Below are 24,784 nucleotides of genomic sequence, written 5' to 3' on the forward strand. Positions count from 1 at the left end.
CGCCGGTCAGGCGGTGCTGATGGTGTCGCCGTCGACGGCGATGGTGACCTCGGACAGCGCGGAGGTCGCCGGTCCGTTGACGACCGAGCCGTCCTGGTCGGAGAACTTGCTGCCGTGGCACAGGCAGTCGATCGTGCCGTCGGCGACCTGCGAGACCAGGCAGGACTGGTGGGTGCAGACCGCCGAGAACGCCTTGAAGTCGCCCTCGGTCGGCTGGGTCACGACGATCTTCTGGTCGCCGAACACCTTGCCGCCACCGACCGGCACCTCCGAGGTCGAGCCGAGCTCCGCTCCGGCGGCCGGAGCCTCCGACGCCGTACCGCCGCCCGAGTCACCGCCGCACGCGGCGAGCAAGGGCACGCCCACGCCCAGGGCAGCGGCTCCGGTCAACGTTGTGCGGCGGGTGATCCCGTCGATGCTCACGGTGGTCCTCTCGGCAGGCTCTCGTTGAAGTTTCACCCTAGCCAGCGGACCTGGGCATACCTGTCTCCGGGCGATGAGAGTTCTGTGAGAACCGCTCGGGTCAGCTCGCCCGACGCTTGGCGGCGGTCGCCTTGGCGGGCGTCTTCTTCGCCGCGGCCGTCTTCTTGGCAGCCGTCTTCTTGGCGGCGGCCTTCTTGGCCACGGCCTTCTCCGCCGCCTTCTTGGCGGCCTTGGTGGTCGGCAGCGGCACCGGTGCCTTCTTCGGCGCTACCTTGCGGGTCGGCTGCTTGGCGGCCCGGCCCTCGAGCAGCGGCGCGAGGAACTGGCCGGTGTAGCTCGCCGGCGTCGCGGCCACGGCCTCGGGAGTGCCCTCGGCGACGACCATGCCGCCGCGCGAACCGCCCTCGGGACCCATGTCGATCAGCCAGTCGGCGGTCTTGATGACGTCGAGGTTGTGCTCGATCACCAGCACGGAGTTGCCCTGGTCGACCAATCGCCCGAGCACCAGCAGCAGCTTGCGGATGTCCTCGAAGTGGAGGCCGGTCGTCGGCTCGTCGAGCACGTAGACCGTGCGACCGGTCGAGCGCTTCTGCAGCTCCGACGACAGCTTGACGCGCTGCGCCTCGCCGCCCGAGAGCGTCGTGGCCGGCTGCCCGAGCCGGACGTAGCCGAGACCGACCTCGACCAGGGTCTTCATGTGCCGCGCGATCGCGGGCACCGCGGCGAAGAACTCGGCGGCCTCCTCGATCGGCATGTCGAGGACCTCGGCGATGGTCTTGCCCTTGTAGTGCACCTCGAGCGTCTCGCGGTTGTAGCGGGCACCGTGGCAGACCTCGCACGGGACGTAGACGTCCGGCAGGAAGTTCATCTCGATCTTGATGGTGCCGTCGCCGGCGCACGCCTCGCAGCGCCCGCCCTTGACGTTGAAGGAGAACCGGCCCTGCAGGTAGCCGCGCATCTTCGCCTCGGGCGTCGACGCGAAGAGCTTGCGGACGTGATCGAAGACCCCGGTGTACGTCGCCGGGTTGGACCGCGGCGTGCGGCCGATCGGCGACTGGTCGACGTGGATCACCTTGTCGACGTGCTCGAGGCCGGTGATCTTCTGGTGCCGGCCGGGCACCGCCCGCGCGTTGTAGATCTGCTTGGCCAGCGACGTGTAGAGGATGTCGTTGACCAGGGTGGACTTGCCGGAGCCGGAGACCCCGGTCACCGCGACGAACAGCCCGAGCGGGAACGAGACGTCGACGTCCTGCAGGTTGTGCTCGCGGGCGCCGTGAACGGTGAGCTCGCGGCCCGTCGTGCGCGGACGGCGTACGGCGGGGACGGGGATCTCGCGCCGACCGGAGAGGTACTGGCCGGTCATCGAGTCGGGGTGCGTCAGCAGGTCGGCGACGCTGCCGCTGTGCACCACCTGGCCTCCGTGCTCGCCGGCGCCGGGCCCGATGTCGACGACCCAGTCGGCGACCCGGATGGTGTCCTCGTCGTGCTCGACGACGATCAGCGTGTTGCCGAGGTCCTTGAGCCGGATCAGCGTCTCGATCAGCCGGTGGTTGTCGCGCTGGTGCAGGCCGATGGACGGCTCGTCGAGGACGTAGAGCACCCCGACGAGGCCCGCACCGATCTGGGTGGCGAGCCGGATCCGCTGGGCCTCGCCGCCCGACAGCGAGCCCGACGGACGGTCCAGCGACAGGTAGTCGAGCCCGACGTCGAGCAGGAAGTTGAGGCGCTCCTGGATCTCCTTGAGCACCCGCTCGCCGATCTGGCGCTCGCGGGCGGTCAGCTCGAGGTTGCGCAGGTAGTCGGCGGTCTCGTTGATCGGCATCCGGCAGACCTCGGCGATGTTCTTGCCGCCGTCCTGGATCGATCCGCCGAGCGTCACCGACATCGAGACCGGCTTGAGCCGGCTCCCGCCACAGGCCGGGCAGGGCACCTCGCGCATGAACCCCTCGAACCGCTCGCGGCTCGTGTCGGACTCGGCCTCGCGGTGCCGGCGCTCGATGTAGGGCCGGACGCCCTCGAACTCGGCGTAGTAGGCGCGCTGGCGGCCGTAGCGGTTGCGCGTGACGACGTGGACCTTGGTGGAGTGCCCGTCCAGGATCGACTGCTGCGACTTGGTGCTGAGCTCCTGCCACGGGGTGTTGAGGTCGAAGCCGAGCTCGTCGCCGAGCGCGCCCATCAGCCGCAGGAAGTAGTCGGCGACATGCGCCTGGCTCCAGGGCTGGATGGCACCTTCGCCCAGGGTCGCCTGCGGGTTGGGGACGACCAGCTCGGGGTCGACCTCCATCCGGGTGCCGAGGCCGCTGCACTTCGGGCAGGCGCCGAACGGCGAGTTGAAGGAGAACGACCGCGGCTCGAGCTCGTCCGTGTCGATCGGGTGCTCGTTGGGGCACGCCATCTTCTCGCTGAACCGCATCTCCCGGCCGGCGTCCTTCGCCGGCAGGTCGACGAAGTCGAAGATGACCAGGCCACCGGCGAGCTGCAGGGCGGTCTCGACCGAGTCGGTCAGCCGGCGCTTGGACGACTCCTTGACCGCGAGCCGGTCGACGACGACCTCGATCGAGTGCTTCTTCTGCTTGTCGAGCTTGGGCGGCTCGTCGAGCGAGTAGGTCTCGCCGTTGACGCGGGCACGCGAGAAGCCCTGGGTCTGGAGCTGCTTGAAGAGCTCGATGTACTCGCCCTTGCGGCCGCGGATCACCGGGGCCAGCACCTGGAACCGTCGGCCCTCCTCCAGCGACAGGATCTTGTCGACGATCTGCTGCGGGGTCTGCCGCTCGATCGGCGCGCCGCAGGTGGGGCAGTGCGGCCGGCCCGCGCGTGCGTAGAGCAGCCGGAGGTAGTCGTAGACCTCGGTGATGGTGCCGACGGTCGAGCGAGGGTTCTTCGACGTCGACTTCTGGTCGATGGAGACCGCGGGCGACAGACCCTCGATGAAGTCGACGTCGGGCTTGTCCATCTGGCCGAGGAACTGGCGGGCGTACGCCGACAGCGACTCGACGTACCGCCGCTGGCCCTCGGCGAAGATCGTGTCGAACGCCAGCGACGACTTGCCCGAGCCGGACAGCCCGGTGAACACGATCAGCGAGTCGCGGGGAAGGTCGATCGACACGTCCTTGAGGTTGTGCTCCCGAGCCCCTCGGATGATGAGCTGATCGATCACTGCTACCCCTCGTCTTCGAACATGTGTTCGCTATCCTAGCCGCCGCACGGTGGGGACAACCACCCGGGACGCGCCGGTGTTCCCCAGGATCTCACGGGGCGCCGACAGTCCTCCGGGCCCGGCCCGTCAGGCAGGATGTACCCATGCCCGACCAGAGCAGCCAGGCCATCGTGGACGACCTCCTGACGGAGGCCACGCGACGGCTGATCCGGACCACGGACGGCCTCGCTGACGAGGAGTACGCCGGTCCGAGCGGCCTCCCGGACTGGACCCGCGGTCACGTGCTGGCCCACCTCACGCTCAACGCCGAGGGCATGGCCGGGGCGATCGGCGGGATCCTCGAGGGCGAGCGGACGCCGATGTACGCCTCGCAGGAGGCCCGGGACGCCGACATCGCCGAGCTCGCCGTGGCGTCGCCGACCGTGATCCGCGCGCGGCTCCTCGGCGCGACGACCGACCTGGCGGACGCGCTCGACGCCGTACCCGACGACCAGTGGGACACCACCATCGACCGGGTCCCGGGCGGGCGCACCTTCCCCGCGGGTGACCTCCCCCGGATGCGGCTCCAGGAGGTCGAGATCCACCACGCCGACCTGGCCGCGGGCTACTCCCGGACGGACTGGCCCGCTGCGTTCCCGGTGCTGCTCCTCGACGGGCTGAGCATGAAGGGCGTCTCGGCCGACCTCTCCTTCCACGCCCACGCGAGCGACCTGGACCGCACGTGGACCTTCGGCGAGGGCGGCCCCACCGTCACCGGCACGGCCGCCGACCTCGGCTGGTGGCTCACCGGGCGCGGGACCGGCGACGGACTGACCAGCGACAGCGGCTCCCTGCCGCAGATCGGAACGTGGTGACCCATGGCTGACTACACCGGCGACGTGACTCCCGGCGGCAGCGCCGACGTCCGCGAGCTCACCCACCTGACGATCACGAAGGTCGCGGTGGACCCGAAGATGTCCAACAACTGCTACCTGCTGCGCTGCCACCACACCGGCGACCAGGTGCTCATCGACGCGGCCGACGAGGCCGCCACCCTGCTGCCGCTGGTCGGCGACGCCGGGCTGCAGTCCGTCGTCACCACGCACCAGCACTGGGACCACCACCGGGCGCTCGCCGACGTCGTCGCGGCGACCGGGGCGTCGGTGGTGGTCGGTGCGCCCGACGCCGCGGCCGTGACGGAGCAGACCGGCGTGCCCGTCACCCGCTCCGTGGCCCACGGCGACACCGTGGCCGTCGGCGAGTGCACCCTCGAGGTCATCGCCATCGCCGGCCACACCCCCGGCTCGGTCGCGCTGCTCTACCGGGACCCGGACGGGCACCCGCACCTCTTCACGGGCGACTCGCTCTTCCCGGGCGGGGTCGGCAACACGTTCGGCGACAAGGACGCCTTCGCCCAGCTCATCGACGAGGTGTCGACGAAGATCTTCGACCGGCTGCCCGACGACACCTGGTTCTACCCCGGCCACGGCGGCGACTCGACCCTCGGCGCCGAGCGGGCGTCCCTGCCGGAGTGGCGCGAGCGCGGCTGGTGACCGGGGCGGCTGGCGCGGGTCAGCGGTGAGCCAGCAACCGAATGCGGCCGATCTGCCCAGACGAACGGGTGCCCACGCACCGCTGACCGCAGAAACCCCGAGCTCCGGCGTACGGCGGGTCAGGCGACCTGCGGCCAGCCCTTGTCGCGGCCGTTGCCCGCGTCGGACGGCGGGGCCGTCGACTGCGTGACCGGGAGGCCCGGGTTGTAGATCGGCGGCAGCGGGCCGAACTGGCTGAGGTCGACGTCGGGCACGGCGATGGCCGGGGCGTCGGGCGTCTCCCAGCCCGAGAGGTCGAACTGCAGCTCGTCGGTCGTCGGCACGGAGTCCAGGTCGAGCATCTCCTGGACCGGCATGGCGCCCGGGCCGGTGTCGTTGTTGAGGTCAGCGAAGACCATCATGGCGGCCCAGTCCGGCGTCGTACCGGCGTCGAGGTGGCGCCGCAGCCGGCGCTCGGCGACGTCGGCGTCCAGCGCGAGCACCAGCTTGTCGGCACCGAAGCGGTCCGCCCAGGACCACAGGGTGCGCGAGCTGATGCGGCGCTCGGCGGCGATCCCGAGCACGCGGGCGATCGCGTCCTCCCGGAGCGGGTGGGCACGGAGCACGCGCTCGACGTCGAGCTGGGTCACCCGCTCGGGGCAGACCCGGAGCTGCGCGTCGCGGCGCTCCATGTCGCGGGGCCGGGGGGTCTCGGCCTTCGGCCGAGTAGGAAGTGCGGTGATTGCCCACACCACAGCGATCATGGTGATCAGGCCGAGTCCGAGATACATATCGCTTTCCCTCTGGTCGTGGGTCCGTTGGACCAGCAAGTTCCCCTGAGGGGGTCAGCCTGACCCTCATGAGGGCGGAAAACTGGAGGGGACTAGACCAGAAATTTTTGCGGCAATCTTGCAGAAGGGCCGCTCCGAACTCAGTGGTAGGTCACCTTCACGGTGTCCGTCACCGGGACCGACTGGCAGCCGAGCCGGATGCCCTCCGCCAGGTCGTCGTCGTCCAGGACGTCGTTGTGCAGCATCTTGACCTCGCCCTCGAGCAGCCGGATGGCGCACGCCGAGCACTCCCCCTCGCGGCAGGAGTACGGCGCCTTCACGCCCTTGGCCTCGAGGTGGTCCAGCAGCTTGGTGCCGGGAGCCCAGTCGTCGAAGGAGTAGTTCTCGCCGTCGAGCTCGACCTCGAGCCTGACCGGTCCCTCGGGACCCGGGTCGCCCGGAGCCGCCTCGGTCACGTCATCGGGATCGCTCTCCGCGTCCTCGATCTCGTGCTCGGCGACCTCCTTGTCGTGCAGGTCGCCGAACGGGTTGCCGCCCAGGGAGACGAACTTCTCCTGGTGCCGGCGCTCACGCGGGAACTCCAGCTCCTTCAGCGCGGCGATCGTCATCTTCATGAACGGCGCCGGGCCGCAGACGAAGGCGTCGTACGACGGGTACGCCGAGGCGAACGCCCGCATCTGGTCCTGGCTGGGCAGCCCCTGCACCGACTCGAGCCAGTGCACGACCTGCAGGCGGTCGGGGTGCGCGGCGGCCAGCGCGGTGAGCTCGCGACCGAAGATCACCGACGCCTCGTCGCGGTTGGCGTAGAAGAGCACGATCCGGCCCGTGCCCTGCTCGAGGGCCGTCCGGGTGATCGAGATGACGGGGGTGATGCCGCTGCCGCCGGCGAAGAGCAGCAGGTCGGCGCTCAGCGACGCCGGCGTGAAGATGCCGCTCGGGGGCAGCACGTGGATGCTGTCGCCCTCGCGGAGATGGTCGCAGACCCAGTTGGACGCGTAGCCGTCGACGGTGCGCTTCACCGTGATGGTGAGCGGTCCCCCGCCGACCGGGCTGCTGGACAGCGAGTAGCAGCGCGCGGCGACACCGGTCTGGTCGCTCGGCACCGCCAGGGTCAGGAACTGGCCCGGCTTGTAGGCGAACTGCTCCTCAGCACCGGCGGGGACCTCGAAGGAGATGGAGTGCGCGTCGGCGGTCTCCTCGACCACGTCCACGACCTTCAGCTCGAAGGCGTCGTCGACCATGAGAGTTAGTAACCGTCCTCGGCTCCGATGGGGACCTGCCCGTCGCGGACAGCAGCGTCGATGCTCGACAGCAGGCGCGGGCAGCCTTCCTTGATGTCGCGGGGGTCAGTGTGCCGGGCGAGCACCGGGCAGTGGCTGCGGGCCTCGGTCGTCCACTGGATGGACGTGTGGTGCTCGCTGTTCTTCTTCACGCCCACCCGCGCCAGGCAGTCGAGGCACTCGACCTCGACCAGCCGGGCCGCCGTGTAGAGGCGCTGGTCCTCGACCGTGTCGGCGCTGGTGGGGACGAAGGAGGGCATGGCTCAGGTGCCCGACATGATCTGCGGGGACTCCGCCTCGGAGCCGGGGGCACCGTGCGGGTCGCCGTCCTCCTCGGCCTTCTTGCGCAGGTTGTCCGCGACCTCGACCTGCCAGTACTCGTTGGCCTTCGTGGTGTCGACCTCGAACTCGAACCGGTCGACCATCTCGGGCGCGATGTCGGCCTGGTCGACGTAGAACTGCTCGTACCAGCGACGCAGCTGGTAGACGGGCCCGTCTTCCTCGCACAGCAGCGGGTTCTGGACCGGGACCTTGTTCTTCCAGATGTGCACGTCCTGGAGGAAGCCGCTGCCGAACATCTCGGCGTACTTCTTGGCGATGAAGTCGGTCGTCTTGTCGTCGAGGCCCTCGGGCTTCTTGACGGTGATGCCGTACTGCAGCCGGAAGGAGTCGGGGCCGGTCGGGACGTGGCAGTTGACCAGCACGACCTCGGTGTTGAAGCCCTTGTAGTCGGTGTCGAGCCAGTTGATCATGTACGACGGTCCGTAGTAGGTCGCCTCGGACTTGAGGAAGAGCTCGGCGTCGCCGTACCCCTCGGTCTTGTCGGGGCGGCCCTTGGACTCCATGAACTGCGTCGCGACGTGACCCTCGAAGACGTTGCGGAAGCTCGTGGGGAACGCGAAGTGGACGTAGTAGAAGTGCGCCATGTCGACGACGTTGTCGATCAGCTCGCGGCAGTGCGAGCCGTCGATCTCCTCGGCGACCCAGACCCAGTCGGTGTACTCGCCCTCGGCGAGGCCCGGCAGCTGCGGCGGGAGGATGTCGTAGTCGGCCTTGGAGCCCTCGACGTCGTGCCAGATCAGCAGCTGGTCGTTGACGATCGCGGTCTCGTACTTCTGGGTGCGCGCGCGCAGCGGGACCCGGCGGGCGTACGGGATCGCCTTGCACTTGCCGTCGCCGCCCCACCGCCAGTCGTGGAAGGGGCACGCGATCTCGTCGCCCTTGACCTCGCCCTGCGTCAGGTCGCCGCCCATGTGGCGGCAGTAGCCGTCGAGCACCTGGAGGTCGCCCTTCGTGTCCGCCCAGACGACCAGCTGGCCGCCGAACGCGCCGACCCGGTGCGGCTTGCCGTCGCGGAACGTGTCGGCGAGACCGATGCAGTGCCAGCCGCGAGCGAACCGCTCGGGCGGGGTGCCGTGGTCGAGCGCTCGGACACTCGTGGTGGTGTCGCTCATGGCGTTCCTCCAGACGGTGTGGACCAAAACAAGAACAGGTTATAGTTTTTGGGACGCCGAATCCAGCGCCACCCCGCCCTTCCCGCTGCCCGACCTCTTTTGGGAGCTGCTGATGCACATCGCCCTCACGCCCGACCAGGAGAGGCTGCGCGACGAGCTCCGCGAGTACTTCGCCGCGCTGGTCACGCCCGAGGTGAAGGCCGGTCTCGCGGCCGCCACCGGGGAGTTCGGCGACGACGCCGTCTACAAGAAGGTGATCCGCCAGCTCGGCAGCGACGGCTGGCTGGGCATCGGCTGGCCCAAGGAGTACGGCGGCCAGGCCCGCTCGATGATCGAGCAGCTGATCTTCACCGACGTGGCCGCCATTGCCGGCGTCCCGATCCCCTACCTGACGCTCAACACCGTCGGGCCGACGATCATGCGCTACGGCACGGACGAGCAGAAGGACTACTTCCTCCCCCGCATCCTCAAGGGCGAGCTGCACTTCTCGATCGGCTATTCCGAGCCCGGCTCCGGCACCGACCTGGCGTCGCTCAAGACCAAAGCGGTCCGCGAGGGCGACGAATGGGTCATCAACGGCCAGAAGATGTGGACGTCGCTCATCCAGTACGCCGACTGGCTGTGGATGGCCGTCCGCACCGACCCCGACCTGCCACGCCACAAGGGTCTGTCGATGATCCTGGTGCCGGCCGACTCCCCCGGCTTCTCGTACACGCCGGTGCACACGGTCGCGGGCGTCAGCACCAGCGCGACGTACTACGAGGACGTGCGCGTCCCGGCGTCCAACCTGGTCGGCGAGCTCAACGGCGGCTGGTCGCTGATGACCAACCAGCTCAACCACGAGCGGGTCGCGCTCACGTCGGCCGCGCCGCTGACCTACTCGATCGACATGGTCCGGCGCTGGGCGCAGGAGACCAAGAACCCCGACGGCCAGCGGGTGATCGACTCCGAGTGGGTGCAGATCGCGCTCGGCCGGGCGCACGCCCGCACCACGGCGCTCGCGCTGATCAACTGGAAGCTCGCGGCCGACGCCGACGCCGGTGTCGACCTCTCGCCCGCCGAGGCGTCCGCCACCAAGATCTACGGCTCCGAGCTCGCCACCGAGGTCTACCGGTCCCTGATGGAGATCGTCGGCCCCAACGCCGGCATCACCGGCGACTCCGAGGGCGCGGTCCTCGCGGGCCGTCTCGAGCGCTTCTACCGCTCGGCCCTCGTGATGACCTTCGGGGGCGGCACCAACGAGATCCAGCGCGACATCATCGGGTACGTCGGCCTCGGCCTCCCCGCAGCGAAGAGGAGCTGACGAGATGGACTTCCGTTTCACGCAGGAGCAGGACGAGGCCGCCGAGCTGGCGGCCAGCATCCTCAAGGACCGCACCACCAACGACCGGCTCAAGGCCGTGGACGCCGGCGGCGACCGCTTCGACCGCGATCTCTGGGCGGAGCTCGGCTCGGCCGGGCTGCTCGGGCTCGCGCTCCCGGAGGAGCACGACGGCGCCGGGCTCGGCATCATCGAGCTCTGCCGGGTGCTGGTCGAGGTCGGCCGCACGGTCGCGCCGGTCCCGCTCGCGGCCCACGGTCCGGCGTCGCGGCTGATCGCCGAGCTCGGCTCGGACGCGCATCAGCAGCAGTGGCTGCCCGGCGCCGCGTCGGGCGCCAACGTGCTGACCGCAGCCGTGGCCGAGGAGCGCGCCTACTCCCCGGTCCGGCCGACCACCGTTGCGACACCCGACGGCTCGTCGTACGTTCTGACCGGGAGCAAGGCGATCGTGCCGGCCGGCCCGTACGCCGACCTCTTCCTCGTGCCCGCCGAGACGCCGACCGGTGTCGGCGTCTTCCTGGTCGAGCCCGGTGACGCCGGCGTCACCGTGGTCGCGCAGACCTTCTCCGACCGCGACGGCGTGGCCCGGCTCGACCTCGACGGTGCCGTGCTGTCCGGAGACCGCCTCGTCGGCGCGGCCGACGGTGCCGCCGACCAGCGGCTGCGTCAGCTGCTCGTGCTGGCCGGCTCCGCCGAGCAGCTGGGCATCACCGAGGGCGCGCTGAAGCTCACCTCGACCTACGCGAAGACGCGCGAGCAGTTCGGCCGCCCGATCGGCACCTTCCAGGCCGTGTCGCAGCGGCTGGCCGACGGCTACATCGACGTGCTCGCCCAGCGGCTCACGCTGTGGCAGGCCGCGTGGCGCCTCGACGAGGGCCTGCCCGCCGAGAGCGAGGTCGCGATCGCGAAGCTGTGGGCGGCCGACGCCGGCCACCGGCTCGCGCACACGGCGGTCCACGTGCACGGCGGGGTCGGCATCGACCTCGACGGCGAGACGCACCGCTACTTCACGTCGGCCAAGCGCTTCGAGTTCCTGCACGGCGGCGCGACCGAGCAGGCGCTCAACATCGGCCGGATCCTGGCGGCCGAGCCGGCATGACGGGGATGCCCACCGTGCGCGAGCAGCTGCTCGCGCGGGCGGGTGACGACGGCCCGGGGCTGCTCTTCGAGGACGAGTCGTGGAGCTGGGCCGAGGTCGTGCGCGAGTCGAGCGTGCGGGCCGCCGTGCTGTCGACCCTGCTGCCCTCCGGAGAGCCTCCCCACGTGGGCGTGCTGCTGGAGAACGTGCCGGAGTTCGCGTTCCTGCTCGGCGGTGCCGCACTCGGCGGTCACGTGGTCGTCGGGCTCAACCCGACCCGCCGGGGCGAGGCGCTCGCGGCCGACGTACGCCGGGCCGACGTGCAGGTCGTCGTCACCGACGCGGCCCACGCCGACCTGCTGTCCGACGTCGACGTGCCCGTGCTGCCGGTCGAGAGCCCGGACTGGTCGGCGCTGCTCGACGAGCACGCCGCGGCCGCCGTGCCGGACGCCGAGGTCGGACCGGACGACCTGATGATGCTGATCTTCACGTCGGGCACGTCGGGCGACCCGAAGGCCGTCAACGTGACGCAGGCGAAGGTGGCGTATCCCGGGCAGTTCCTGTCCGAGCGGTTCGGCCTGAGCCCGGCCGACGTGGCGTACCTGTCGATGCCGATGTTCCACTCCAACGCGATCATGGCCGGCTGGGGGCCGGCGCTGGCCGCGGGCTCGACGATCGCGCTGGCCCGTCGCTTCTCCGCGTCCGGGTTCCTGCCCGACGTACGCCGCCACGGCGCGACGTACGCCAACTACGTCGGCAAGCCGCTGACCTACATCATGGCGACGCCCGAGCAGCCCGACGACGCGGACAACCCGCTGCGGCTGGTCTTCGGCAACGAGGCCAACGACCGCGACATCGCGGGCTTCGGTCAGCGGTTCGGGTGCGTCGTCGTCGACTCGTACTCGTCCACCGAGAACGCCGTCATCGTGCAGCGGGTGCCGGAGATGCCGCCGGGCTCGCTCGGGCGGCCGCTGGACGGGGTGAAGGTCCTCGACCCCGAGACGATGGCGGAGGTGCCCGACGCCGTCTTCGGGCCCTCCGGCGAGCTCCTCAACGGCGAGGCCGCGACCGGCGAGCTGGTCAACACCACGGGGTCCGGCGCGTTCGCCGGCTACTACAAGGACCCCGACGCCGAGGCCGAGCGGATGCGCGGCGGGATGTACTGGTCCGGCGACCTCGCCTACCGGGACGCCGACGGCTTCGTCTACTTCGCCGGCCGGACCGCCGACTGGCTGCGGGTCGACGGCGAGAACCTCGGTGCGGCCACGATCGAGCGGGTCCTGCTGCGGCACCCCGCGGTCGACGAGGCCGCGGTGTACGCCGTGCCGGACCCGTCGGTCGGCGACCAGGTGATGGCCGCCCTCGTGCTCCGGGGGGCGCTGTCGCCCGCGTCCCTCGAGTCGTTCCTGGCCGACCAGGCCGACCTGTCGCCCAAGGGTTGGCCGGCGTACGTGCGGGTCGTCGACACCCTGCCGCGGACCGCGACCAACAAGGTGCTCAAGCGGGAGCTGGCGGCCGAGGGACCGACACCGGGCGACGGCGTGCTGTGGACGCGCGAGCCGCGAGGCACGGCGTACACCTGTTAATTCATCAGACGTTGATTTATGCTCGGGCCATGCGCCGGGCGGCCGTCGGGACCTTCGTCTTCCTCCTCGCCGCGCCCGGGGTGATGGCGGGTCTGGTGCCGTGGTGGATCACCGGCTGGGCGCGCTCGTCGGCGTCGTACGGCGTGCTCGACGTGGTCGGTGTGCTGCTGGTCGGCCTCGGGGTCGCGATGGTGCTCGACTGCTTCGTGCGCTTCGTGCGGGAGGGCGTCGGCACTCCCGCGCCGATCGCGCCGACCGAGTTCCTGGTGCAGGGCGGGCTCTACCGGCACGTGCGCAACCCGATGTACGTCGGCGTCGCGGCGGTGATCCTCGGCCAGGCGCTCGTGCTGCGCAGCACCGACCTGCTGTGGTGGCTGCTCGTCTTCCTCGCCGCCGTCGTCGCCTTCGTGAAGGGCTACGAGGAGCCGGCGCTGCACGAGCAGTTCGGCGCGTCGTACGACCGCTATCGCGCTGCCGTGCCGGGGTGGCTGCCTCGGCTCACGCCCTGGCGCGGCTGAGCGGTTGTCAGCCGGAGCCCGCGCGACACGCCGTGGGGCCTCGGCGTGTCGTGCGGGTTTCGGCGGCTGACCGGTGAAACCCGCCTCACACCGGCGCCGGCGAGTCGGCGGTGTCGGCCTCGGTGAACGGCGTGCCGCCGCCGAAGGAGTCGGAGACGGCGCGGGCGTCGAGGACCCGGTACGGCGCGGCGGAGCTCGCGGCCCGCGAGCGCAGCGCGTCGAGCGGCACGGTGCCGGCCGAGGCGACGACGACCAGGTTGCCGAGCCGCTTGGCCCGCAGGGTCGCCGGCTCCGCGGTCAGCAGCACGGCGGGGAACGACAGCCGGATGGCCGCGACCGCCCGCCGGGTCCAGCCGAAGGGCGCCCGGTCGGTCAGGTTGAACGCCACGACGCCACCAGGACCGACGACCCGCAGCAGGTCGGCGGCGAACGCCGCCGTCACCAGGGACCCCGGCACCCGCGCGTCGGCGAAGGCGTCGACCACCACGAGGTCGGCGAACGCGTCCCGCAGCGCCGCCACCCCGGCAGCACCGTCCACGTCGCGCACCTTGATGCCGCTGTTGCGCGGCAGCGGCAGGTCACGCCGGACCAGGTCGGTGACGGCCGCCGCCGGTTCGAGCACCACCTGCGCGGACCGCGGGCGGGTCGCCGCGACGTACCGCGGCAGCGTCATCCCGGCGCCGCCGACGTGCACCACCCGCAACGGCGTACCGCTGGGAGCGACAGCGTCGACGACGTCCGCGAGCCGGCGCACGTAGTCGAAGACGATCCGGGTCGGGTCCTCCAGGTCGACGCAGGACTGGTCCATGCCCGACATCCGCAGCACGAACGTGCCGAGCCGGTCCCCCGGCACGATCTCGGCGTCGACCACCACCGCAGCCTCCCACGAGACGTCCCAGGGTCACCCGCAACGGGCCATGGCGCGGGGTGCCGATTCCGCTACGGTCGCGACATGGCCGGACCTGCCGCGGGCACGCAGTCCCGGTGGCACCTGCGCTGGGGCGACCTCGGCCGGGCAGCGCTGGGCATCGTCGGAGCGACCGTCGGCCTGGTGCTCGCGTCCTGGGTGCTGCCCGGATTCGACCTCAGCGGCTGGGAGGACGCCCTTCGTACGGCGATCCTGGTGGCGGTCATCGGCGCCGTCCTCCGGGTGCTCCTCGTCGAGGGCGCGGTCCGCCTCGGCTGGGTCGGGAGCATCCTGCTCGGGCTGCTCGGCCAGGCGCTCGCGGTGTGGCTGGTCGTCTACGCACCCAAAGGACTGTCCGCCGCCGACCTCGGCTGGGCGCTGCTCGCGTCGTGGATCGTCGCGTTCGTCTCGACGTTCTTCGTCTGGGTCGCGACCGCCGGCACCGACGACGCGGTGACGGCATCCCTGCTGCGCCGGGCCCGGCGGCAGCGCGTGACGCTGGACGACCCCGACGTGCCCGGCATCGTCTTCGTGCAGGCCGACGGTGTGCCCTACCCGGTGCTCGACTGGTGCGTGCGCGCCGGCACCCTGCCGACGCTGTCGCGGTGGATCCGCAGCGGCTCGCACCACGCCGTCGAGTGGCGGCCCAAGCTGCCCGCCACCACGCCGGCCAGCCAGATGGGGATCCTGCACGGCACCATCGAGGGCATCCCGGCCTTCCGCTGGGTCGACCGCTCCTCGGGCAAGGTCTACGTCGCCAACCGCCCCGCGGACGCCGCGCTGATCGAGGCCATGCACTCCGACGGCCTCGGGCTGCTCGCCGACGACGGCGTCTCGGTGAGCAACCTCTTCACCGGCGACGCGCCCACGGCGTACGCGACGATGAGCGCGGTCGGCCGGGGCCACGAGACCCGGGAGTCCCGGCGGACGATCTCCACCTTCCTGAGCCGTCCGGCCGGCTTCACCCGCAGCATGACCCGCGCGCTCAGCGAGATCGCCCGTGAGCGGTTCCAGGCGTCCCGCGCCCGACGCCGCGACATCCGACCGCGGGTGCACCGTGGGTGGGCGTTCGCGATGGAGCGCGCGGCGCTCAACGGCGTCGTCCGCGACCTGAACACGACCCTGGTCGCCGACGCGATGCTCAAGGGTCGCCGGAGCGTGTACGTCGACTACGTCGACTACGACGCCGTCGCGCACCACGCCGGCATCCTCCAGCCGGAGTCGCTCGACGCGCTCGCCGGCATCGACGCCGTGCTGGCACAGATCGAGGCCGTCGCTGCCGTCGCGCCGCGGAAGTACCACGTCGTCGTGCTCTCGGACCACGGCCAGTCGCAGGGCGCGATCTTCGCGGACAGGTACGGCGAGGACCTGGCCGCGCTCGTCTCCCGGCTGTCCGACGCGACCGCGATCGCGTCGGTCGAGAACGCAGAGGGCAGCGGTGCGCTGAACTCGATGGTCGCCGGCAACGCTGACCAGGACTCGGTCCTGGGCCGGGCCCTCGACCGCGCGTCGACCCGGATCACGGCCGACACCTTCGAGACCCGCGAGCCAACGAGCGCGAAGCCGGAGGAGCAGTTCCTGGTCTTCGGGTCCGGCAACCTCGGCCTCATCTACGTCGCCGGTGAGAAGCGCAAGCTCACCCTCGACGATCTCGCCGCCCGCTTCCCCGCTCTGGTGCCCGGCCTGGTGGAGCACCCCGGCATCGGCTTCGTCGTCGTCCACACCGACGAGCACGGACCGGTCGCGCTGGGACCGGGTGGCGAGCACCGGGTGCGGGACGACGTCGTGGTCGGGGTGGACCCGTTGGCGACGTTCGGGCCGCACGCGCCCGCGTTCGTGCTGCGCGCCGCCACGATGCCCGAGGCGCCGGACATCTACGTCAACAGCCTGGTCGACGACCTCGACGAGGTCGCGGCCTTCGAGGGGCTGGTCGCCTGCCACGGTGGCCTCGGCGGCTGGCAGGACCGGGGCATGGTCGTCCACCCCGTCGATTTCGAGATGCCGGAGCAGATGGTGGTCGGAGCCGACGCCCTCCACCGAGTCCTGGTCAGCTGGCTGGAGGAATCCGGCCACCGCACCGACCTCACAACGAAGGAGACCCGTGTCTGAGGTGCTGCCTGCCCCGGGCCCGACCGGTCGGCGGAGCTCACGCTTCTTCCTGGCCGGAGCCAACCGGACCCGCCGCCCCGTCGACCTCGCCCTCCTGGTCGGCGGCGTGCTGGTGACGCTCGCCTGCGTTCGGGCCGCCGTCCACCGTGGCGCGCTCGACAGCGCCGTCCGCCATGTCGCCGATGACCTGCCGAGGTGGGTCACCAGCCTGTTCGACGCGACGTACTGGCTGGGCACGATGTACTGCCTGGTCGTGATCGTCGCCGTCGTCGTGACCCTACGGCGACGCGGGCTGCTGCCGCTGACGCTGCTGGTCGCCGTCGCGGCGACCTTCGCTGGTGTCGTGCTCGCGTCGTGGCTCGCCGGCGCGGGCCTGCCCGAGATCGATCCCGGGCCGGTGCGGTCCGGGTCGCCGCACGGCTTCCCGACCCTGCGAGTCGCCGTGATCACCGCGGCGCTGCTGGCGCTGCGCCCGTGGGTCGTGCTGGCCTATCGGCGCTTCCACGTGGCGATCGTGCTCGTGCAGTGCGCCGCGGCCTGGGCCATCGGGATCGCCGGTCCGACCGACGTGCTCGGCGCCCTGGCCATCGGCATCGCGGGCGCCAGCCTCGCGCTCGTGGTCCTCGGCTCCCCCGCCGGCCACCCCGAGCTGGGCCAGGTCGCCGCCAGCCTGAAGGCGTTGCGGCTGGACGTGGCCGACCTGCGCTTCGCCGACGAGCAGCCGTGGGGCGCGCGCATCCTCACCGCGACCTCGCGTGCCGGCGACCCGCTGCTCGTGAAGGTCTACGGGCGCGACGCCACCGACGCCCACCTGGCCGCACGTTGGTGGCGTCGGCTGCTCTACCGCGACCAGACGGCTCCCGGCTCGACCCGGCTCCAGCTGGTGGAGCACGAGGCCCTGGTGACGATCATGGCCGACCGTGCGGGGGTCGGGGTCGACCGCGTGCTGGCGGCCGCGGAGAGCTCCGGCGACGCCATCCTGGTCCTGGGCGCCCCTGCTCCACCGCTGTCGACGCAACCCGAGCTCGCCGACGAGGTGCTCCGGCAGACCTGGGCCGCCGTCGGCCGGCTGCACGAGGCCGGCCTGTGCCACGGCGGCCTCACGCTCGCCCAGGTGGCGCAGGGCCCGACCGACGTGGTCCTGTCCGACTTCGCGGACGGCTCGATCGCCGCCGACGACGCCCAGCGCTCGCAGGAGGTCGCCGTGCTGCTCACCAGCCAGGCCCTCGTGGTGGGACCGGACCGGGCCGTCGACGCCGCGCTGGCAGGGCTCGGCGCCGAGGCGTTGGCGGCCGCGCAGCCCTACCTGCAGCGCGCGGCCATGCCGCGGTCTCTCCGGGCCGACAAGGGCGTCAAGGCCGCGATCGCGGCGGTCCTGGCGATCATCCCGGAGCGCACCGGGACCGAGCCGCTCCCGCCGGCCGAGATCGTACGGGTCCGCCCGCGCGACCTGCTGCAGACCGGGTTCATGCTCTTCGCGGCGTACATCCTGCTCACCACCCTCATCAACCTCGACTGGTCGACCGTCTGGTCGACCTGGCAGAACGCCGGGTGGGCGTGGGTGGTGATCGGCCTCGTGGTCTGCCAGCTCACCTCCGTCGCCGACGCAGGGACTGCGATCTCGACGGTCCGCACCCGGCTCCCGTTGGCGCCGCTGGTGCACCTCCAGTACGCCGTCAAGACGGTCGGACTGGCGATCTCGGCCACGCTGGGCCGGGTCGCGCTCTACACGACGTTCTTCCGCCGGTACGGCGAGGGACCGGCCGCCGCCGTGACCGCCACCGGGCTGGACTCGTTCGCCGCGTCGGTCGCCAACGTGCTCGTGGTGGGAGTCGCCGTGCTGCTCGCGCAGAGCCTGCCCGAGGGCGTCTCGTTGTCCGGTCCCGACAACCTCGACCGGATCGTCGCCCTGCTCGGCGTCGTCCTGGCGCTGTCGGCGATCGCGTTCACGCTGGTCCCGAAGCTCCGCCGCCAGGTCGTCACCATGGTGCGCAGCCTGGCGACCTCGCTGAAGGTCGTCACCGAGAGCCCCGCCCGCGCACTGGGTCTCTTCGGCACCAACCTGCTGTCGCTGATGATCACCGCGCTCTGCCTGACGCTGCTCGTCCAGGGCATGCACCCGACGGGGTCCTACGCGTCGATGCTGTTCGTGGCGGCCGGCGCCTCGCTCTTCGCGAGCCTGGTCCCGGTGCCGGGCAACGTGGGCGTCGGTGAGGCGGCGATCGCGGCCGGCCTGGTCGCGGTCGGCGTACCCTCCGGTCCGGCCTTCGCGATCGCGGTCTCGCAGCGGATGTGCACGACGTACCTGCCGTCGCTCTTCGGCATCTACTCCTTGCGCTGGCTGCGCAAGGAGGACTACATCGACTGACCGGCACCCGGGCATGATCGAACCGTGTTCGACCAGCCGCTGGCCCCCGACCATCCACCGCCCGGCGCGTTACCGGGCGGGGCGCTCGGCGTCGCCGCCGGCCTGCTGCTCGGGCTGATCTGGCTGTACGGCGCGTGGGACGTCGCACTCGCCGTGTCGGCCGTCTTCGCCGGACTCGTGGCCGTCCTCTTTGCGAGCTCGGCACCGTGGCGTCCGTTCGCGACGGCGCTGGTCGCCGCCGCCGGCGTCACCTTCGGCGTGCTCTTCCTGCTCGTGTCCTAGTCGGCCGGTGCCTGCGCGGCGGACTCGCGCGCGGCCCAGCTGAAGACGCCCTGCGACATCGTCGACGCCTCGTGGGCGGCACGGGTCGAGAAGACCTGGGCCCGGACCCCGGCGATGGCCGGGTCGCCCGGCGCGGCCTGGGAGGCGAGCTCGGCCAGGTGACCGGCCAGGCGGTCGTCGCCGGCCGCGAGCACCTCGAGCGCGCGCTCCGCGAGACGACCCGCACCGCCGGAGAGCGACGCGATCTCCGTCGCCAGGTCGGCCGCAGGTGACGGCTTGAGGTGCGCCGGGTCGCCGTCCCACCAGCCGCCGTACAACCGCCACACGTTGCGGACGACGAACTCCGGCTCGTCGTACACGGGCCGCAGGTAGGGCCGGTCCAGCAGGTGCTGCGGACCGCGGACGGCGTGCACGATCTCGTCGAGGCGAGCGCCCGCGTTCATCATCGCGACGGTCTCGTCGTGGAGGTGGTCGAGCAGGTCGGCGCTGTCGGTCAGTGCCTGCCGGATCCGGTCCGCGCCCATGACGGGGACGCCGTGCCCGGGCAGCATGATCTCGGCGCCGAGCCCGGCCATCGTGCGCAGGCCCGCCGCCCACTCCCGCGGGTAGCGCTGCACCTTCTGCGGGTTGCCGGCGTTGGGCGAGGCCCAGATGAAGAGGTCGCCGCAGCAGAGCACCTTGCGCTCGGGCACCCAGGTGTAGGTGTGGTCGTCGGTCTCGCCGCGGCAGTGCGTGAGCTCGAGGTCGAGGCCGCCGACCTGGAGCCGGGTCGCGACGGCGTACGTCTCGTCGGGGTAGCGGTACTCCCGTGGCCAGCGCAGGTCGGGCAGCCCGAACTGGCGCTGGTTGATCACCTCGTTGTAGCCCGCGGTGAGGACGTAGCGGTCGAACCGGGCGGGCATCGCCTCGTGCGCGACGACCCGGGGCGCCGCCCAGCCCTGCTGCCGGGCCTCCTCCTCGAACGGCCCCACGCCGAAGACGTGGTCGATGTGGCCGTGCGAGAAGACGGCCGTGTGGAGGCGCGTGGTGTTCCACCGGCGCAGGGTGGTGTGGACGTGCTGGGCGAACGGCGGGCTGCCGGTGTCGACCAGCGCGAGCCCGTCGTCGGTGGCGAGCGCCGAGACGTTGGCGAAGGCGGGGACGAACGCGACCCCGTCGGCGACCTCCTCCGCCTCACCGGACAGCGAGAACGGGTGGGTGTCCTCGATGCGGCGTACGCCGGTCCACAGGTCGTCCGCGATCTGCAGGATGCTCATGGCAGACAGGGTGTCAGTTGTTGAGGGCCGCGTCAGCAAGCAGCGCGGTCACGCCACCGACCATCACCCGGCGGGCCCGGCTGATCGACATCCCGCGGCGTACCCGCAGGTCCTCCATCGTGTCGAAGGAGCACAGGGCGTCGATGCAGACGAGCAGCGCCTCGGCACGCGACTTGCTGAGCACGGCGACCTCCGGCTCGAACTGCGCCGCGACCTGGGCCGCGAGCAGCTTGCGCCGTTGGTCGACCTGGTCGGCGATCTGCGGCGAGAACGGCGCCCGCAGCATGGCCGCCCGGACCGTCGGGGCGAGCTTGCTGTGGATCACCAGACGCTGGTTGACCAGCGCGAGCACGCGCTCCTCCCGCGTGCCCTCACCGAGGTTGCCCAGCGCGTAGAGCTCGCCGACGAGCGCGATCCGGCGCTCGATCGCGAGGTGCAGCAGCGCCTCGGTGTCCTCGAAGTAGCGGTAGACCGAGCGCAGGGACACCCCGGAGCGGGCGGCCACGTCCTCGACGGACGGTGAGAAGTTCCCTTCGACGAACATCTCGTGGACGGTGTCCAGCACGGCGTCGCTGTTGCGACCCCGCCGTGCCGTGCGCCCGTCCCCTTGCTTGGTCATGTGCGAGAGGGTACGGCGTAGGAGGCGTCGGAGCGAGACGTACTCTTGAGCATCTTTTGGCAACCTAGTGCCAAAAGGTCGTTGACATGGGGGCGCACGTCCGGCGAGCATCACCAGGACGTGTCGGCCCGGGTCGACGGCCAACGATGCTCGACCACGGCTCCCGGAGGACCGTCTATGACCGACCTGCCCGGGGTGTTCGGCACCGTGGCGCCGTACATCGACGACTACGGCTACGTCGCCGTCGCGCTGATCATCTTCCTCGCGAACCTCTCGCTGCCCGTGCCTGCCGAGGCGACCCTGGTCGTCTCCTCGATCTACACGGTGTCCGGTGACCTCAGCCTGCTGCCGGTGCTGGTCGTCGCGTGGCTGGCGGCCGTGCTCGGGGAGTGCGCGGCGTTCGCGGTCGGACGGTACGGCGGCCGCCCGCTCGCCATCCGTCTCGGGCGGCGGTTCGGGGTGACCCACGACCTGCTCGACCGGGCCGAGGGGTTCTACGCCCGTCGCGGCACGGTGACCGTGGTCGTCGGCCGGTTCATCCCGCTCCTGCGACGCGCCAACGGGCTCGTCGCCGGCATCACGGGCATGGTGTGGCACCGGTTCGTGGTCGCCAACATGGTCGGCGCCGTGGTCTGGGTCGCCATCTGGACGACGGTCGGGCGGCAGGCCGGCAACCACATCGACACGGTCAACACCATCCTCGAGCGGTTCGCACCGATCCTCGCGCTCCTCCTGGTCCTGCTGATCGTCGCGTACGTCCTCCGTCGGCGGCGCCGTCGCCGGTCCGGCCGCCCTGTCGAAGACGCCTCGGACGTCGATCCCGAGGAGCAGAACCCATGATCGAGATCACCCTCCTGGGCACCGGGAGCCCACTCCCGGACCCGCACCGGGCCGGACCGGCCACGCTGGTGCGCGCCGGGGGGAAGACGTTCCTGGTCGACGCCGGCCGCGGCGTCGTCATGCGCGCCGCGGCGGCCGGCTCGGGGGCCGACCAGCTCACCGCCGTGCTCCTCACGCACCTGCACAGCGACCACCTCACCGACCTCGGCGACCTGGTGACCACCCGGTGGATCACCACCTTCACGCCGTCGCCGCTCCTGGTCGTCGGCCCGCCCGGCACCCGCGTCGTCGCGGACGGGGTCCTGCAGTCGCTCTCGGCCGACATCGGCTACCGGACGGCCCACCACGTCGACCTGGACGGCCCGCCGCCGCTCCACGTCCGCGAGGTCGGGCCCGGCGTCGTCTGGGACGACGGCGACGTGATCATCCGCGCCGGCGCCACCGACCACCGCCCGGTGGAGCCCACTCTCGCCTTCCGGATCGAGTACGCCGGCGCCTCGGTCGTGATCGCCGGCGACACCGTGCCCTGCGAGCCCCTCGACCTGCTCTGCGCCGGCGCCGACGCCCTGGTCATCACCGCGCTCCGCCGGGACCTGCTGGAGCCGATCCCGCTCCCCCGCCTCCAGGACATCCTCGACTACCACTCGAGCGTCGAGGACGCGGCGACGACCGCGGCCCGGGCCGGCGTCTCGGCGCTCGTGCTCACCCACTACGTCCCAGCGCTCGTGCCCGGCACCGAGGACGAGTGGCGGGCCATCGCCGCCCAGCACTTCTCCGGCCGGGTCGAGCTCGGCGACGACCTGCACCGCATCGAGATCGGCTGAGGCCGACCGCCCGTCACCGCGCATCGGGCCGGTCGCGCAGCGTCCGCAGTCCGGCGCGGATCTCGTGGACGAGGATCCCCGGCTGTTCGAGCGGAGCGAAGTGGCCGCCGCGGTCGGCTTCGCCGTAGTGGACCAGGTCGCTGTAGGCATCTTCGATCCAGGTGCGCGGCAACCGGGGGATGTCTCGCGGGAAGACGGTCACGGCCACCGGCAGGGCGAGCTTCGGACCGGCCATGGTGGCCGACCGGTTGTCCCAGTAGATGCGGGCGGACGAGGCGGCGCTGTTGGTGAACCACGAGACCGAGATGACGTCCAGGATGGCGTCGACGCTGAGGGCGTCCTCCGCCAGTCCGCGGTTGTCCGTCTTGGACTGGTACTTCTCGTAGATCCAGGCCGCCTGCCCGGCCGGCGAGTCCGCGAGCGCGATGCCGACGGTCTGCGGCTTCGTGCCCTGGAGGTGGTTCGATCCCCCGAGCGGTCCGCCGTAGTAGGCCAGACCGTCCACCGCGCGCTGCTCCTCGGGTGTCAGCACGTCGGGGATCTCGTCCGGGAAGGCGTACGGCGTGTTCAGGTGGATCCCGAGCAGGCCTGCGGGCCGCAGCGCGCCGAGAGCCGTCGTCACTGCCCCTCCCCAGTCGCCGCCGTGCGCCGTCCAACGCCGGTAGCCGAGCCGGCCCATGAGCTCCGCCCAGGCTGCGGCGATGCGGTCCACGTCCCAGCCGGTCCCGGTCGGCTTCCCGGAGAAGCCGAACCCGGGCAGCGACGGGATGACGACGTCGAAGGCGTCACCCGCATCCCCACCGTGCGCAGCAGGGTCGGTGAGCGGCCCGATCAGCTTCCGGAAGTCGGCGTTGGAGCCGGGCCACCCGTGGGTGAGGAGCAGCGGCATCGCACCGGCGTTGCCGGACCTGACGTGGATGAAGTGGATGTCGACCTCGTCGATCGTGGTCACGAACTGCGGGAAGGAGTTGAGCTCGGACTCGAAGCGGCGCCAGTCGTACTCCTCCGCCCAGTAGGAGACGAGCGACCTGGCATCGTCCAGGCGCACGCCCTGCGACCAGTCGGCGACGGTCTCCGCGGCCGGCCAGCGGGTCCGGGCCAGCCGCTGGGTGAGGTCGTCGACATCGGCCGCCGGGACCGCGACGCGGAAGGGGCGGATGTCGGTGGAGGTGAGGTGGGAGGTGTTCATCTGCGGCTCTCCTGAGGTCGGTCCGAGTGCGCGACGGGAATTGCACACGCGTGTGCAATGTACGCTATCTGCACACGCGTGTGCAATGCTGTGACCATGCCGAGAGAAGCCCGGAGCGACACACGAGAGCGGATCCTCGACGTAGCGATGGAGGTCCTCGGGTCCAACCCGGGCGCGGGCATGGGTGAGGTGGCCACCGCCGCCGGCGTGGTCCGACGGACCGTCTACGGCTACTTCCCGTCCCGGTCCGACCTCGTGCTCGCGCTCACGGAGCGCGCCGTGAGCGAGATCGCCGCCGTGCTTGCCGGGAGCGCCGCCGACCACGAGGCCGCCGACGCGGCCTGGGTCGACTTCATCGCACGCCTCTGGCCTCTCGTCCGTCGCTACCGGGTGCTGGTGGTGCTGCGTCGCGGCGAGTTCGGCGAGGACATCCACGCCCTGCTCGGGCCGGTCGAGGGAGCACTCACCGACCTGGTCCAACGGGGCCAGGATGCCGGGAGCTTCGCCCATCACCTGCCCGCGGACGTGCTCAGCCGCGTGGCCTGGTCGGCGGTCTTCGCCATCGCGGACAACGACCTGTCCAGCGGGACCCTCGACGTCACCGCGCCGACCATGACGACCCTGCTCATGCTCGGCGTCCCGGACGCGCGCGCACGAGCGCTGCTCGGGGGGCTCCACGGCGCCGTGGCCGAGCACCGGGTCGGCGAGGCGGACGCGTGAGGCGCGAGTACGTCGTCACCCTCTCCGAGGCCGAGGTGACCCGACTCAGGGAGTTCGACAACAAGACCGACGCCGCGAAGCACTGGCCGCTGGGGCCCAACCGCAGCTTCCGACGCACGAACGGATCGACGTTCGTCGTCAAGGAGTACTCCGGCTCGCCCCTGGGCAGCGCGTACGTGATGACCCTTGGGGAGGCGACCCTCCTGGAGGGCAGCAACCAGGTGCTCGTCACCGTCAGGACGAAGGCCCACGGCTTCGGCTACCTCCTGATCATCGGCGGCGTCGTCGTTGCGCTCGCCACGCCCCGCGAGGGCATCGCCGCCATCCTCATGGGTGTGTTCCTCGTGGCGGCCGGCTGGTTCCTGTTCGTCAGGCGTCCCGGCGAGGAGGACGACCTCGACCAGGTCGAGCAGGTGCTCCGCGCCGAGATCCGGGGCCACTGGCAACCGGTCGATGCGGACCCGGAGGCGGCGTACACCGACCGCCCCGCACCGAGCTCGAGACGGCCAACCGGCTGACCAACTTCCTGCACAGGGACGACCTCGACAGCA

Annotated in this window: 23 protein-coding genes; 13 read left to right on the plus strand and 10 right to left on the minus strand. The window is 71.5% G+C overall.

Annotated elements, in window-relative coordinates; genetic code table 11:
* Positions 1-6: 6 nt before the first annotated feature.
* Together ABEA34_RS20820 and uvrA are read right to left on the minus strand one after the other, a co-directional pair.
* Complete coding sequence (locus tag ABEA34_RS20820; RefSeq protein WP_345523550.1) at positions 7-423, minus strand: Rieske (2Fe-2S) protein; 417 nt, start codon at positions 421-423, stop codon at positions 7-9.
* Between the two features lie 100 nt (positions 424-523).
* Entirely contained in the window at positions 524-3,580 is a 3,057-nt protein-coding gene (gene uvrA / locus ABEA34_RS20825; protein ID WP_345523552.1) for an excinuclease ABC subunit UvrA, read from the minus strand.
* A 143-nt stretch (positions 3,581-3,723) separates the two neighbouring features.
* On the opposite strand from uvrA, the gene ABEA34_RS20830 reads away from it, so the two are divergent.
* Both ABEA34_RS20830 and ABEA34_RS20835 read left to right on the plus strand, forming a co-directional pair.
* The gene (locus ABEA34_RS20830; RefSeq protein ID WP_345523554.1) at positions 3,724-4,434 is read left to right on the plus strand and encodes a maleylpyruvate isomerase family mycothiol-dependent enzyme; all 711 of its coding nucleotides are present in this window, start codon (positions 3,724-3,726) and stop codon (positions 4,432-4,434) included.
* 3 nt (positions 4,435-4,437) lie between these two features.
* The gene (locus ABEA34_RS20835; protein ID WP_345523555.1) at positions 4,438-5,112 is read left to right on the plus strand and encodes an MBL fold metallo-hydrolase; all 675 of its coding nucleotides are present in this window, start codon (positions 4,438-4,440) and stop codon (positions 5,110-5,112) included.
* Between the two features lie 119 nt (positions 5,113-5,231).
* Here the strand turns inward: ABEA34_RS20835 and ABEA34_RS20840 are convergent, their stop codons facing one another.
* The 4 genes from ABEA34_RS20840 to ABEA34_RS20855 form a co-directional block, all read right to left on the minus strand.
* Positions 5,232-5,882 carry a hypothetical protein gene (locus tag ABEA34_RS20840; RefSeq protein WP_345523556.1) on the minus strand — a complete coding sequence of 217 codons (651 nt, stop codon included), beginning with the start codon at positions 5,880-5,882 and terminating at the stop codon, positions 5,232-5,234.
* 140 nt (positions 5,883-6,022) lie between these two features.
* Entirely contained in the window at positions 6,023-7,123 is a 1,101-nt protein-coding gene (locus tag ABEA34_RS20845; protein ID WP_345523557.1) for a 2Fe-2S iron-sulfur cluster-binding protein, read from the minus strand.
* A gap of 5 nt (positions 7,124-7,128) precedes the next feature.
* Positions 7,129-7,422: a hypothetical protein gene (locus tag ABEA34_RS20850; protein WP_345523558.1), complete on the minus strand. Its 294-nt coding sequence runs from the start codon at positions 7,420-7,422 to the stop codon at positions 7,129-7,131.
* A gap of 3 nt (positions 7,423-7,425) precedes the next feature.
* Complete coding sequence (locus tag ABEA34_RS20855; RefSeq protein ID WP_345523559.1) at positions 7,426-8,616, minus strand: 3-ketosteroid-9-alpha-monooxygenase, oxygenase component; 1,191 nt, start codon at positions 8,614-8,616, stop codon at positions 7,426-7,428.
* Here ABEA34_RS20855 and ABEA34_RS20860 point away from each other — a divergent pair.
* Genes ABEA34_RS20860 through ABEA34_RS20875 form a run of 4 tightly spaced genes read left to right on the plus strand, consistent with a single transcriptional unit; the run spans position 8,615 to position 13,119 of the window.
* Positions 8,615-9,919, plus strand: coding sequence for an acyl-CoA dehydrogenase family protein (locus tag ABEA34_RS20860; protein WP_345523560.1), 1,305 nt, complete (start codon positions 8,615-8,617; stop codon positions 9,917-9,919). The genes ABEA34_RS20855 and ABEA34_RS20860 overlap by 2 nt on opposite strands.
* Positions 9,920-9,923: 4 nt before the next feature.
* Complete coding sequence (locus ABEA34_RS20865; RefSeq protein WP_345523561.1) at positions 9,924-11,036, plus strand: acyl-CoA dehydrogenase family protein; 1,113 nt, start codon at positions 9,924-9,926, stop codon at positions 11,034-11,036.
* A complete protein-coding gene (locus ABEA34_RS20870) occupies positions 11,033-12,601 on the plus strand; it encodes a long-chain-fatty-acid--CoA ligase (RefSeq protein WP_345523562.1) in 1,569 nt (522 codons plus the stop codon). Before ABEA34_RS20865 ends, ABEA34_RS20870 begins: the two co-directional genes overlap by 4 nt.
* A gap of 29 nt (positions 12,602-12,630) precedes the next feature.
* Complete coding sequence (locus ABEA34_RS20875) at positions 12,631-13,119, plus strand: methyltransferase family protein (protein ID WP_345523563.1); 489 nt, start codon at positions 12,631-12,633, stop codon at positions 13,117-13,119.
* 85 nt (positions 13,120-13,204) lie between these two features.
* On the opposite strand, the gene ABEA34_RS20880 is transcribed toward ABEA34_RS20875, so the two are convergent.
* On the minus strand, positions 13,205-13,990 hold the full coding sequence (locus ABEA34_RS20880) for a spermidine synthase (RefSeq protein ID WP_345523564.1): 786 nt from the start codon (positions 13,988-13,990) through the stop codon (positions 13,205-13,207).
* A gap of 81 nt (positions 13,991-14,071) precedes the next feature.
* On the opposite strand from ABEA34_RS20880, the gene ABEA34_RS20885 reads away from it, so the two are divergent.
* The 3 genes from ABEA34_RS20885 to ABEA34_RS20895 are packed head-to-tail and all read left to right on the plus strand — an operon-like array spanning position 14,072 to position 18,785.
* Positions 14,072-16,135 carry a phage holin family protein gene (locus ABEA34_RS20885; RefSeq protein WP_345523565.1) on the plus strand — a complete coding sequence of 688 codons (2,064 nt, stop codon included), beginning with the start codon at positions 14,072-14,074 and terminating at the stop codon, positions 16,133-16,135.
* Positions 16,128-18,503 (plus strand): lysylphosphatidylglycerol synthase domain-containing protein, encoded by a 2,376-nt coding sequence (locus ABEA34_RS20890; RefSeq protein ID WP_345523567.1) that lies wholly within the window; start codon positions 16,128-16,130, stop codon positions 18,501-18,503. The genes ABEA34_RS20885 and ABEA34_RS20890 overlap by 8 nt, the downstream gene beginning before the upstream one ends.
* A 24-nt stretch (positions 18,504-18,527) precedes the next feature.
* Positions 18,528-18,785, plus strand: a complete 258-nt coding sequence (locus ABEA34_RS20895) for a hypothetical protein (RefSeq protein WP_345523568.1) — start codon at positions 18,528-18,530, stop codon at positions 18,783-18,785.
* On the opposite strand, the gene ABEA34_RS20900 is transcribed toward ABEA34_RS20895, so the two are convergent.
* Positions 18,782-20,041, minus strand: a complete 1,260-nt coding sequence (locus tag ABEA34_RS20900) for an alkyl sulfatase dimerization domain-containing protein (protein ID WP_345523570.1) — start codon at positions 20,039-20,041, stop codon at positions 18,782-18,784. The two genes, ABEA34_RS20895 and ABEA34_RS20900, sit on opposite strands and share 4 nt — an antisense overlap.
* A gap of 13 nt (positions 20,042-20,054) precedes the next feature.
* A complete protein-coding gene (locus tag ABEA34_RS20905; RefSeq protein ID WP_345523572.1) occupies positions 20,055-20,660 on the minus strand; it encodes a TetR/AcrR family transcriptional regulator in 606 nt (201 codons plus the stop codon).
* Between the two features lie 177 nt (positions 20,661-20,837).
* Between ABEA34_RS20905 and ABEA34_RS20910 the strand changes: the two genes are divergently transcribed.
* On the plus strand, positions 20,838-21,500 hold the full coding sequence (locus ABEA34_RS20910; RefSeq protein WP_345523574.1) for a DedA family protein: 663 nt from the start codon (positions 20,838-20,840) through the stop codon (positions 21,498-21,500).
* Positions 21,497-22,324 (plus strand): ribonuclease Z, encoded by an 828-nt coding sequence (locus ABEA34_RS20915; RefSeq protein WP_345523576.1) that lies wholly within the window; start codon positions 21,497-21,499, stop codon positions 22,322-22,324. The genes ABEA34_RS20910 and ABEA34_RS20915 overlap by 4 nt, the downstream gene beginning before the upstream one ends.
* 13 nt (positions 22,325-22,337) lie before the next feature.
* On the opposite strand, the gene ABEA34_RS20920 is transcribed toward ABEA34_RS20915, so the two are convergent.
* Positions 22,338-23,513: an epoxide hydrolase family protein gene (locus ABEA34_RS20920; RefSeq protein WP_345523578.1), complete on the minus strand. Its 1,176-nt coding sequence runs from the start codon at positions 23,511-23,513 to the stop codon at positions 22,338-22,340.
* Positions 23,514-23,609: 96 nt separating this feature from the next.
* Here ABEA34_RS20920 and ABEA34_RS20925 point away from each other — a divergent pair, with 96 nt between their 5' ends.
* On the plus strand, positions 23,610-24,233 hold the full coding sequence (locus tag ABEA34_RS20925) for a TetR/AcrR family transcriptional regulator (RefSeq protein WP_345523580.1): 624 nt from the start codon (positions 23,610-23,612) through the stop codon (positions 24,231-24,233).
* A complete protein-coding gene (locus tag ABEA34_RS20930) occupies positions 24,230-24,751 on the plus strand; it encodes a hypothetical protein (RefSeq protein WP_345523582.1) in 522 nt (173 codons plus the stop codon). The genes ABEA34_RS20925 and ABEA34_RS20930 overlap by 4 nt, the downstream gene beginning before the upstream one ends.
* The last annotated feature ends 33 nt before the right edge of the window (positions 24,752-24,784 follow it).

The sequence above is a fragment of the Nocardioides conyzicola genome (assembly GCF_039543825.1).
GTDB lineage: Bacteria > Actinomycetota > Actinomycetes > Propionibacteriales > Nocardioidaceae > Nocardioides > Nocardioides conyzicola.